Below are 12,123 nucleotides of genomic sequence, written 5' to 3'. Positions count from 1 at the left end.
CCTAATTAGGCTTGTGCTATTTAGGTAATAGAAGATGAATTTAATAAGGAATATAAAATGGGGTTATTTGCTCGCTTGTTTAGGCGTGGTGATAATGAAATCCAGCAATCAGATGACATCTTTGTGCCAAATTCTTCTATTGAAAATCCTTTATCTTTGATCGTTCTATTCAATGGCAAACTCTCTTTTAATCAACATAAATTATTAAAAACATTACGCAAAATTGATTCATCAATGAAAAATATTCGTTTGCAATCATCAATTGAGCAAATAGCTGATGGAGCTGATATACATGCAGTCTTTGGTAAGCACATTATTAAAATCGTTGGCTTTAATTCTCCTTGTTCTGCCGAAATTTTAGAACCTTGTATTGAAAGTAGTCAAAAAAGGCAAGATTTTAGACAACAAGTTTATCATCATCAAAGCCATATAATGTTGTACTATGTTGGCTTTGAAGAGGATTTAGTTGAACAATATGTTGCTCTAACACAGTTTGCTGTTGGATTTGAACATAGTGATATGTGCGCTCTTATTAATGCAAAATCTCATCAAATTTTAGCAACTCATGTTGCCAGTGCACTGGCAACCGAACAAAAAGGCGTGTATTTGTTACGTAATTGTTTACCTTTATTTTTTATTGGATTTGAGGAATTTAATGTTGACCATTTTGATGGCATATGGATGCGTACTTATGGTGCCGATGCTTTTGGTTTTCCTGATTTTGCTATATTAGCTAATAGTTATGAAGATGGAGAAAAATATATGAACATGTTCAATAATTTATTGCTTTCTTTGCGGGATAGTGGGGCAATGATACGTGCAGGTCATACTACTGAAGATACTGAGGGCAAAAAAATGTTATTGCGTAATCCATTGGTACAAGAATCTTTTTTACAAAATGGTGGAACGGTATTGGTGATGGAATACTTTGTTGAGTAATCTTTAGTATAAATCAGATTTATTAATATAATGGTTAGTATCCTTATTGATAATAATAGATTTTAGAAAAACTTAATATTAAGGAATAGTAAATGAATATTTTTTCACGCCTATTTGGCAAAAAAACACAGCAACAACAAGCAAGCGGGAATCTGGTTGAAAATCCAGAGATTAAAGAACCGTTAGCATTAGGAGTCGTTTTTAAAGGACAATTTTGTTTTGATGAAAATAATTTATTAAATAAATTACGTAATATAGATTCTTCTATGAAAGATATCCAATGCCAACAGCCATTGGGGCAGTTAGATGATGGATGCTATATCTTAGTTGGTTGGGGAAAACACGTGATTAAGCTATTCGGTATCAATGCTCCATATCCTGCAGAGGTATTAGAAACTTGTATTGCACCTGCACATTATAATCAGGATATCAAAGCGCAAATTCGCAATAATGATAGCCATTTAATTTTATATTATGTTGGGTATGAGCAAGATGTACTTGAGCAATACCTTGCTTTAACCCGTTTAGCAGCTGGTTTGGAGGAGTTTAATGCTTTAGCTGTGATTAACGGAAATGGACATACTTCGCTACCGATAAATACTATTCGCAAATTGGTTACAGATAAAGATGGAATTGATAGTTTACGCTATTGCTTACCCTCGTTCTTTTGTGGATTTGTGAAATATGAGGTAGAGGGTGTTAAAGGGGTATGGATGCGTACTTATGGTGCGGATATTTTTGGCTTGCCTGATTTTGCTGTATTAGCCAATAGCCATGATGAGGGGGAATATTATTTTGAAATGTTTGGCAATATCCTACAGTATTTGCGTGATAGCGGTGCAACAATGAGGCCAGGCGATACCATGGAGGTGGGTGATGATAAAATGATGTCATTACGCGCTCCACAAGATGATGAATACTTTTTGAAAGATCAAGGTCATGTTTTGGTGGTTGAAATAAATAGCAATAATGCAACTGCATAAATACTTAACTTGCCAGCAAAATTAATCTAATAAAATAAACGTCTATTTTTAAATAGTGCGTTTATTTTTTTATATTCATTTTATCACTTAATTTATTGCTTAATTTACTTATTGATAGTGCTAACCCATTAGCAAAAATTTATTTTTTCATTGTGAGTACAATATCGCCAGAATTCAGCCTTACCTTTTCGCCATTATATTGGTACTCAGACCACAGTGAAGGGTTATCCGATTCACAGTCATTAATGATTCGATATTCACTATAACCTGTATTACAGCCCAAGATAGGTATAATCTCACCAACAGTTCTGTCAATATCATGTTCAGACAAGTAGGTAATTAATTTTTTGACTAATTCTAGTTTGTGTTTTAACTCTGAATTATCTTTATATGATGATTCAATAAAATCAATAATATCTAACATTTATAACCTTTATAAAAATGTAAAACCAAAAAAATGATTTGGGTCAAAAAGTAAATTACCGCAGTCTTGACCATTGACGTAACTTATACTCATTGAGGAGAAGGGTATTGATGAGTATGTTATATCGGTGATAATTACAGCCTGCTCAGTTTTGAATAATTGTGAATAAATTGACATCAATGAAAAATGGTCATCATCATCTAAAGTAAACCATGCTTTAATTTCTGTTAATTCATTATATTGTATAATACCTGCTTCACTGAGATATAACTCAAAAATAACTTCATCAATAATAAAATATAATCTGTCATAAAATGGGTGAAAAATCGGTAGGGTAGCATAATCAATATAGCCAGCGATCATTACATCCTTTAGTTCACCAAGCATTAATCTATCAAAAAAAACCTGCATGATTAATCCTTTTATTACTTTGTACAATTAACTTAAAAAATGATTTTAACGATTCTGTTGTAATCAGCATATCAAGCTACTTCGAGCATCATCCAAAAGGCATCTATTATTTGATAAATAAAACTCACCGATTTCTTGCACATCTTTATCGTCACTTTGTAAAGCTAAAATAGCCAATTTTTTTGATAACTTCTGGCTAAATGAATTGAATAAATACATCAATATACCAAATGTTTCATAATTCTGTTGCCCTAAAATAGGTATAATATAATTCCAAAGATGTTTTTCTAGCCACTGTGTATTGATACTTAAAATAATTTCTTGGCATAATTTTGTATTGCCATCTAAATATTGCATAATGTTGATAATTTCAGGTAATAAGCTTATTTTGATTGCTTCTGGAAATTGTTTGATCAAGTGTAATAACAAGGGATCAAACTTTTGGGTTAAATGTGTTTTAATTAATTCAACGGCTTTAGGCTGATTAGCTAATAAATAGAGTTTATTTAATAAATTATCCTGTAGATTAATGCAGTCGATTAAAAGTTGATTTATATCATTGAATGAGTGCATATTTTGGGTTACCTGTTTTATCTATAATGCTGCTTAAGGTTTTATTTGGCAAAACCATATCCAATTATCATGATGAAAATAAAATGCAATATTGTTATCAGGGCAGATAAGTAGGCTATCATCATGAATATTATCTAGACAATGGGTTGATATTTCCATCCCATTGGTATAGGCATCATAATAATATCCTGATTTAATGGTATAGTGTTTTATAATTTGAGCAAATTTTTCAAAAGCATTGTTATCGATTCTTACACAATGGTGATTCAAATGTTTATCAAGATATTTGATATTATTGGCAAATTTCTGCCACTTTCCATTAATGAGAAAGTGATATCGTTGTTTTTTATCTTTCTTTATAAAGTTGTTTATAAAAAAATTTAGATGATTCATAGTATATTGAATATCAAGTTATGATTTGACCTTTATATATTGCCATTTTATCTTAAAAAATACCTTTTAATTGCTTTTTTGATATTTTGATCTGTTTAGCGATGATTTCTACGTAGAATGAATCACTTTGAATAATGTAATGCCAATAGTCACCGCGATCATATTGTTGCCAATTAGGGAAATGAGTTTGTCGTTCATTGACTAATTGCTCAAGCCATGATGATTCAGGAACAACCCAATAACAAGAATTAACATCATCGCTATCACAATGACTGTAATAAGCACACTGTTTGTTTCGCTCAAAACGCATTGCCCAAACATTAGAAAACTGAAATATACCCGTAAATTTAGAATACTTGGCAGGTTTATACCATATTTTACAATAGGCGGTTAAAGCATCGCCTTTGGATTTTATGACAATGTCATCGTTGGGCGCTTGCCAAAAAGGAAGTTCAATGGGATAGGCATGATCTTTGGTTTGTGAGTGTTGATAGATAATACTATGATTGGTTAAGGTTGTTTGAATATGCTTTTCAACGTGGTAATTAGGAGATTTATCCTCTGTAATCATGAATGTAAGAATATAAGATGGATTAAGGACGATGTCAAAAGTACGATCAATTTTGTCATGAATTATTATAGTAAAATCATCTAACTTAGCTTTAGCAATACCACTATCATTTTTATAAGTAAATGTACAGTTAAAGGCTTTCGTAAGTTTGGCTAATAGTCGTTCAAATGAGCAATTCTCATCAATTAACAACCTTAACCATTTTGGGGGAGTGTTCATCTGTTCCTGCTTAGTACTATTACTTTGCGATTAATTTAAGCCTAAACTGGTAAAAATATTTGCCAGTTTATCAATAATATTTATCAATTTTAATCTTTTTGAGAAGGAATTGTTAGACTAATCTCATTTTTTATTATCTAAATAGTATTATTAAACAATTATTTCAAATCGAAGATAATTTTGAAAGTGGTTGGTGGTTTTGCTATTTACTTATTTGTTAAAGCTTTTATGCATATTTTTACATGGGATTAGGGTTTCTGTTAAATTTAAATTGCCATATAACAAATATGCGTAGATATTAATAATATAATGTTTCAATCAGAATAAAGTTTAACGAATTTCACTTCTCTTAAAAAAATAACAGCGCGATACATTAGTTGCGCTGTTATTGCTTATATTATTGTTAGTGTCGTTGAATTGATTTAAATCTTTCTGTCGTTTGTTTTAGTGCAATTTCTGTTGGTAAACGTTCCATTGAACTTGCTCCATAAAATCCATTACATTCAGGGCAATTTTTTAAAATATATTCAGCATCTTCAGGGGTAGCAATAGGACCACCATGACATAAAATAATAATGTCTGGGCGAATTGCTTTAGCCGCTTTTGCCCATTGATTGATTAGTAGCACACAGTCAGCTAGTTTTAATGCTGTTTCTGCACCAATACTCCCCCCCGTCGTTAGTCCCATATGAGGTACTAAAATATCTGCACCCGCTTTAGCCATATCGATCGCATTTTGTTCACTAAATACATAAGGTGTTGTAAGTAGATCTTTTTCATGTGCTTTGCGAATCATTTCGACTTCTAAAGCGTATCCCATTCCTGTTTCTTCTAGGTTTGCTCTGAAGTTGCCATCAATGAGTCCAACAGTTGGAAAGTTTTGCACGCCAGCAAATCCCGTTTCTTTTAATTTATCTAAAAATTGGTCAAATTGACAAAATGGATCTGTGCCATTTACACCCGCTAGTACTGGCGTATTTTTAACTACTGGTAATACTTCTTTAGCCATATCCATTACAATTTCGTTAGCATTGCCATAAGCAAGTAATCCTGCTAATGAACCTCTACCTGCCATACGGTAACGCCCTGAATTATAGATAACAATAAGATCGATACCACCAGCTTCTTCACATTTTGCTGATAATCCTGTACCAGCTCCACCACCAATAATTGGTTGACCTTTAGCTATCATGTCGTGGAATTTTTTTAACAATTGAGTGCGTTGACTACCCATAATATTCTCCAAATATTTATTTCATTATTTTTGTAAATTCATTGATGATAAGATCACAAAACTGCGGTGAGTTTATATGATAAGGGGTTTTTATTAACTTTCTTTTTTGAGTTTGGATAAAGGTTTTTTCAAATTCATCAATAAATGCTTGATTTGCTTTTGGTGACCAAAAAGCACCACCTTCAATATCTAAAGCAGAAAAACCACCTTCAGGAATAATAAAAGTGACATAACCTTGGCATTGATTAAGTTTATTTGCTATCCAATTAGCCATTTTTTGATTTTCTTCTGGCGTTGTTCGCATTAATGTCACTTGTGGATTATGTGGATAAAATAGGCGATCTTGATATTTTTGAGGAATAGTATCAGGGCTTGCAAAATTTACCATATCAAGTGCACCACACGATCCAATATAAGGTACTTGGCTTCTTGCAATGGCACCAAAACGATCTTCATCGCAGGCTAAAACACCGCCAAATAAATAATCACATACTTCCGTTGTTGTAATATCAAGCACACCGTGCAATAAATGGCTATCAGCTAGTTTTTCCATTGCTTTGCCACCACTGCCTGTTGCATGAAAAACCAAACAATCATATTGCCCGTTTAATTTAGTTGATACAGATTGAACACATTTAGTTGTGACACCAAACATAGTTAAACCAATTGCAGGCTTATCTTCAATCGTATCTTGGGTTTTAAATAGAATTGAGCCAGCAATAAAATTAGCTGCATTGGTTAAAACTTTCCTAGATATGACATTAATTCCAGCAATATCAGTAACTGAATACATCATTGCAATATCACTTGCACCGATATAACCAGAAATATCACCAGATGCCATTGTTGATACCATTAGTTTAGGAATTCCTACAGCTAATGATTGCATGGCTGGAGTAATTAATGCAGTTCCTCCCGAACCACCTAAACCTAGTATGGCTTCTACATCGTTTTGAGTCATCAGAAACAATTTGAAAGCTTCGGCCATTGCAACAATTGCTTTACCTCTATCGCCACAAAAAACAGCCTGTTTACCATCTGGATGGTAACTAGCGACGGTTTCTGCTGTGATAGTTGCTAAATGATTAAATTGATGAGATTGTGTAGAAACATCAATAATTTTGCAGTTGAGATTTTTTAAATCAAGAATATTTTTAATATAAACGATTTCTTGCCCTTTGGTGTCTAATGTAGTAACCAAATAAATTGTACTAGTTGATGCCATTTATTACTCCTAAATGAGTTAATTAGGTAAATATTTGTAACAAAAGGGTGATTAATTGTCATACATTATATATCAGAAATGAGATTTAAGTCTCATTTTTTAGGAAATGATAAATTTTAACTAATTTATTAAAATGCAGTATCATATTTAAAATTACGATAAATTAAATATATTCCTAATGACTCAGAAAACTTTAGTATCGCACCCAACATATGTTGGCGTAAAAAAACGGACTTATGAGCGTTTAATTAATATTGCATTAGAAGCATTAGAACAAGGCTGTGAGCTTACCATAACTGAACTTGCTGATAAATCGGGTATATCTAGAGCAACAGCATACCGCTATTTTCCAACACAAAGTGCTCTAATTACAGCTGTGGTAGAAAGTTCATTAGAACCTATTTTTAGTTGGCAATCAAAAAAACAAAATGCAGAAGAACGTATTAATGATTTTTTAGCTTTTGCTTTTCCTCAAATGCTAAAGCATGAAGGGGCGCTACGTGCAGCATTAAGGGTTTCATTACAACAGTGGGCAACAGAACGGTCATCATTATCACCACAAACCGAAAAATTGGTACGAGGTAATCGTAAAGAAACTCTTACAACAATATTATCCCCACTCAAAGCTGAACTACCAAATGAGCTTTATGATAAAGTAGTTTATGCTATTTCAATTATTTACGGTTCTGAAATATTTATGGTACTCAAGGATATCTGGGGACTTGATGATCAAAATGTAATATCACTATCGCAATGGATAGCTAAAGCCATCATTCATCAAGCCAAACAAGAAGCATCGAAAATTTGATTGGAGCTCAAAAAGTCTATTCTTTAATTTTACTTATTCTTGTATATTAAAAAAATCAATAAGTTTACAGAAAATGGGATAACATAAAATAATGATTCATCCTTATCTAAATATTTGAAGTAGGACCTAATGAAAAAACTTGTTTTTATCTTTATTTTTTGTCTTTGTGGTTGTGCAAATAAGCAAACGCAAATTTTGCCTAGTAATGACACAATTATAAAATTAAAAGTTGAAAAAAGTGTAGGGATTATTGCTGAATCAAAGGAATACTCATATCAATTTACTAGTCCCGAAGCCATACTAGAACTTAAAAGCTACCATGATTTTTTAGCTGAAAATAAAGATGATATTGAAAGTGTATCAATTACATTTTGTCAAGAAAATTTAAGTGATGAAATTGTTGCTCAATATAGTAATTTTATTCCTGAGCTAAAAGCCTTAAACAATAAAAAATTATTAGCGAAATATAAATCAAAATCGATTTTGAGAGATGGTTATTATCAAGTTCTATTTAAAACCAAAGGAAACTTCTATAAGCAATCCAATACATTATCTGATCAATATTTATTACCAGAATCAATTACTGTATTTGTTAAATCAAATCATGAAAAAGAATCAGATATTGACATCCAGGGCGATATGATTGGTTTGATTATATTTCCAATTTTTATTCCTATGGCGATGGTTGGTTGCTTAATTGGTCCTTGCTAAAAAGTCTGTAGAAAAACATCGGCAAGTTTACTCTCCATGGTTGAAATGATCCTTTAAAATATTATTAGGCGTTTTCCCCAAAATCGATCTATGGGATTACCTGTATTATAAATATTAATAAATCCCTTAACTTGTCGGCATTAATCATAGACACCAATTTCTTCTGCTTTGTCTATTAACTCATCTTTGCAATTGTAACTATTCCCTTAAATAGTACAGTCAAAAAGTAGAAAATCCCCTTTTACTTTTTGAATGTTTTGAATTTTGATAGCCAATAATTGCCTTTATCATATACACAACCAATTAAAACATTTCCTTCGGTTTTGATTGTTAATTCGCGACTATAACAATATTGTTTTTCAAAAGACCAATTTATATCAGCAATATCAAGATATTTCATAATAAGTTCAAAACTTGTTTCAGAATATATGATTATATTATTCAATAAAGTAACTGGATGACGAGCTAAATCAAATCCTATTGAATATATCTTGGAATTAACAACCATTATTTCCAGTGAATCGTAAAAATAAGAAAAACCTTCACTTTTTTTAAATTTATCAAAATAATATTTTTTACCCAAATCTTTTTTTTGAAAAATAGAATATATTTCTTTCTCTGGTAATTCTACTTTTAATCCCAAATATATCCCAGTCCTAAGAAAATAAGTTAAATCCATTTATTTTCTCCAGTATTTTTAAAAATTTAACCAATTCAATTAATTAGATTCTCACCAAAATATTAGACAGAGCCCACCTTGATGATGTATATAATTATAATAGATTTCAATATATTCAAATAGTGCTTTGTTAGTCAGCTTCCTGTTTTTATAGTAACAATCATGAATAATATGGGGGTGAGTATATGAAAAAGTTTTCAACAACCGCATTATCAAAGCAGCTTCATCTTCGACTCATACTTTGCCTTAGTCCATATTGTAACAATCACTGTTTGAAACCGGCACTGTAATATTGGTTTTCTAAGTCACTGTGACTGGGCTCATTTTTAGGAAGATGTATTAAATATGGCATTTATTGAATATAAAACACGAAAATAAACAATATCATTATCTACGTTAGTTTTGTACTAAAAATAGGATATTTATAATCATTAAAATGTTAGTTGAAAGTTATGTTAAAACTGAGAATAAGAGGGGGTAGATAAAATAGTTAAGAACAAAGAGCTGAATATAGGGAAAACTGTACTCCCTTCACCATGCGGAGTGAAGGAGTATTTTACTAATTTGACAATATTCTTGGGTTAGGTCCGTATTGGTTTTCTCCTGAAGTTGGTTTTATTATTAAAGATGCACCTATTATAGCTCCTGGACAGAGAAGATAAACAAAACACCACAGACCGCTTGTACCTATATCATGTAATCGTCTAACATTGTAAGACAATATTGTAAGAAAAGTAACGATAAAAATTAACATTACACAAATTCCTAATATAGTACTTGGTAATATTTTGTCCATACTGAATAGCAGTACAAAAGAGAACCATACTAATATACATTGAATAAGAATAAAAAATCCAAACTCACTACGAGTTGAACGGCCTTTATAACGAAACATTTTTCTATAGCCATCAAGCCATGAATTAATTGCTTTACTCAACACTTAATACTCCTTATTTATTAAAATATTTGTAAATATATAATAAATTAAACGTTATCTCAAATATTTTATATTGATAATGTAATAGAAATAGCTAGAATAATTTAATAAAATTGATTTTCATCAATTAAATGCCTGCCACTATTATTTTTTGGTTTTGATAATATTGTTATTTATAATTAGTTTGTATTACTTATAGGTATTATCAATTTATTTATCAATAAGGTATATGTGTTTCATTAATTGGAACAAAATCACTTAATCCTATTCTCCACCGTTGTTCAACATATTCTAATAACTCATCGAAATTAGAAAAAACATATTGTTCAAATGAAGTTATTGATTGATTGAATGCACTATTATTATCCGTTAATGTGGGGTCTGCATAATATGTACGCAGCTTATATAAAAAAAACACTTCTTTCTCATCTATTATTGGTCTTATAAGTTGATCTATATAAAGTGAATACAAGGAAAATTCCCATTCGTCATCTTCTTCCTCAGGTTTCTCATATTCAATAGAATAAATCTCAATAAAACGAGTTTTATTTTCTTCCAATCTTTCAAAGAATTGACCTTTCATTTCATAGGGAAATGGATGGTAAGGATTATTGTATTTTCTCTTATTCATAATTAATAAAATATCCTAATAATTTCACCGCCATAGGATCGCTATAAGTATAAATCTGCAAATGCATGCCATTAGAATTCTGAGCTCCAATTTTCGCATTCCAACTAAAATCATCCTAATGATACGTTCCTTTGTACCTGTTTTATTTTGTACAGTTACAAGAGCCTTTTTGCATTTAGTTCACTGCATATTTTACTTCTAATTATCTATGATTTATTACAATTCCCCAACAATAGACCAAGACCTAATTAAAATTCATTAGGTGCACACAGATTCAAGCCAGCTAATAATCTAATCAGGTTTGCCAGAATAAAGCGTTCTATTTCCAGATCATTGTATCTGAAATTATTGTAATGTAAGCCAGTTTATTTGTCTAAATATTGTCCCTAATATCTGAGGTGTTGCTCTATGGATTCGTGTCCAATTTCCTTAATGTGCTTACTTCAAAGCTGATAGCTACATTCTGACAGTATTTCTCTATTAGCATCGGTCAGTTTTTCTGGACAGTTGTTTTAGTTGGAATAAGAGTAGTAATGTAAATTACTAAATTATGATGTAACTTTTTGATATTTTATAATTTTTAAATTAATGATTGTATTCTTGGTTTCCAGCCATTATTCCATTTGCTTTCAATTTCAGAAGAATAGTTTTTTATAGTATAATAATCATCCTTATCATGGTGAGAAATGAAACATTGGTCTACACATTGACAAATCCAAATTAAAAGGTTTTTTATATCAATATCATTTTTAACTAGATATAGATATTCTTCTGCATTTTTTATTGTAATTTCAATTAGATTGGCATGAAAAAAACCTATCTCAAATAATAAATAGCAAAAAGTATCTTTAATTGAATCATCTTTATTTTGTAACATTTTATTTTTTATATGTAAGTTCATTTCAACAATTCGGGTTCTTTCTTTTTGCTACTGTGGATTTTTTTATTATTCATTAAGTGTACCATCAAAATTGAATATATCTTAGATTTTTCTAAAGATAAAATGTCCCATAATTATCCTTGTAAATCAATTACTATCAGTCGCGCTATTGTGGTATTAAGTCGTTGTACTTACTATTATCCAACTAAATTATTGGATGATTCAATGATTATTTTGATATTAAGTGATATAGCTGAAAAACATTTACGCTGGGGGGCCGAAATTTTTTATTGTATCGGAAAGCTCGCTATAAATAGAGTTGCAAACGTGTTTATTGGGTGTATTGTGAGTTAAAACTTAATTTTCAAATAAAGCGTAAAAAGCGTACTCCACCTCGAACTGGATCGGCTACACTAATTCATACAACTTTTTTAAGGGGTAAGGTAAACTTATCACAACTAAAAAAGGAACAAATATGAATAAGATTAAACGCAAAAGACGAACA

14 protein-coding genes are annotated in these 12,123 nt (G+C 30.9%); 4 read left to right on the top strand and 10 right to left on the bottom strand.

Going from position 1 to position 12,123, the window contains the following annotated elements:
• Positions 1 to 57 precede the first annotated feature (57 nt).
• On the top strand, positions 58 to 939 hold the full coding sequence (locus tag J6569_RS05990; protein ID WP_296301383.1) for a DUF4261 domain-containing protein: 882 nt from the start codon (positions 58 to 60) through the stop codon (positions 937 to 939).
• Between the two features lie 92 nt (positions 940 to 1,031).
• Entirely contained in the window at positions 1,032 to 1,922 is an 891-nt protein-coding gene (locus J6569_RS05985) for a DUF4261 domain-containing protein (protein ID WP_085164739.1), read from the top strand.
• A gap of 139 nt (positions 1,923 to 2,061) precedes the next feature.
• On the opposite strand, the gene J6569_RS05980 is transcribed toward J6569_RS05985, so the two are convergent.
• The 6 genes from J6569_RS05980 to J6569_RS05955 form a co-directional block, all read right to left on the bottom strand.
• A complete protein-coding gene (locus J6569_RS05980) occupies positions 2,062 to 2,346 on the bottom strand; it encodes a hypothetical protein (RefSeq protein ID WP_065589784.1) in 285 nt (94 codons plus the stop codon).
• A 9-nt stretch (positions 2,347 to 2,355) separates the two neighbouring features.
• Positions 2,356 to 2,757 (bottom strand): hypothetical protein, encoded by a 402-nt coding sequence (locus tag J6569_RS05975; protein ID WP_296318031.1) that lies wholly within the window; start codon positions 2,755 to 2,757, stop codon positions 2,356 to 2,358.
• A 63-nt stretch (positions 2,758 to 2,820) separates the two neighbouring features.
• Entirely contained in the window at positions 2,821 to 3,330 is a 510-nt protein-coding gene (locus J6569_RS05970) for a hypothetical protein (protein WP_296302540.1), read from the bottom strand.
• Between the two features lie 445 nt (positions 3,331 to 3,775).
• Positions 3,776 to 4,513, bottom strand: a complete 738-nt coding sequence (locus J6569_RS05965) for a hypothetical protein (RefSeq protein ID WP_296318030.1) — start codon at positions 4,511 to 4,513, stop codon at positions 3,776 to 3,778.
• A gap of 403 nt (positions 4,514 to 4,916) precedes the next feature.
• Complete coding sequence (locus tag J6569_RS05960; RefSeq protein WP_085164731.1) at positions 4,917 to 5,747, bottom strand: phosphoenolpyruvate hydrolase family protein; 831 nt, start codon at positions 5,745 to 5,747, stop codon at positions 4,917 to 4,919.
• Between the two features lie 16 nt (positions 5,748 to 5,763).
• Entirely contained in the window at positions 5,764 to 6,972 is a 1,209-nt protein-coding gene (locus J6569_RS05955; protein ID WP_085164729.1) for a Tm-1-like ATP-binding domain-containing protein, read from the bottom strand.
• A gap of 178 nt (positions 6,973 to 7,150) precedes the next feature.
• Between J6569_RS05955 and J6569_RS05950 the strand changes: the two genes are divergently transcribed.
• Positions 7,151 to 7,780 carry a TetR/AcrR family transcriptional regulator gene (locus tag J6569_RS05950; protein ID WP_065589788.1) on the top strand — a complete coding sequence of 210 codons (630 nt, stop codon included), beginning with the start codon at positions 7,151 to 7,153 and terminating at the stop codon, positions 7,778 to 7,780.
• A gap of 129 nt (positions 7,781 to 7,909) precedes the next feature.
• Entirely contained in the window at positions 7,910 to 8,491 is a 582-nt protein-coding gene (locus J6569_RS05945) for a hypothetical protein (RefSeq protein ID WP_296318029.1), read from the top strand.
• 241 nt (positions 8,492 to 8,732) lie between these two features.
• Here the strand turns inward: J6569_RS05945 and J6569_RS05940 are convergent, their stop codons facing one another.
• From J6569_RS05940 to J6569_RS05925, 4 genes are all read right to left on the bottom strand, one after another.
• Entirely contained in the window at positions 8,733 to 9,170 is a 438-nt protein-coding gene (locus J6569_RS05940; protein WP_296318028.1) for a hypothetical protein, read from the bottom strand.
• Positions 9,171 to 9,729: 559 nt separating this feature from the next.
• A complete protein-coding gene (locus J6569_RS05935; RefSeq protein ID WP_051634362.1) occupies positions 9,730 to 10,110 on the bottom strand; it encodes a DUF805 domain-containing protein in 381 nt (126 codons plus the stop codon).
• Between the two features lie 214 nt (positions 10,111 to 10,324).
• Positions 10,325 to 10,738 (bottom strand): hypothetical protein, encoded by a 414-nt coding sequence (locus tag J6569_RS05930; protein ID WP_034915862.1) that lies wholly within the window; start codon positions 10,736 to 10,738, stop codon positions 10,325 to 10,327.
• A 580-nt stretch (positions 10,739 to 11,318) separates the two neighbouring features.
• On the bottom strand, positions 11,319 to 11,639 hold the full coding sequence (locus J6569_RS05925; protein WP_034915866.1) for a hypothetical protein: 321 nt from the start codon (positions 11,637 to 11,639) through the stop codon (positions 11,319 to 11,321).
• Positions 11,640 to 12,123 lie beyond the last annotated feature (484 nt).

Origin of the sequence: Gilliamella sp. (assembly GCF_024104075.1) — a bacterium.
Classification (GTDB): Bacteria; Pseudomonadota; Gammaproteobacteria; order Enterobacterales; family Orbaceae; genus Gilliamella; species Gilliamella bombi.
This window is presented reverse-complemented; position numbering and strand designations above follow the sequence as displayed.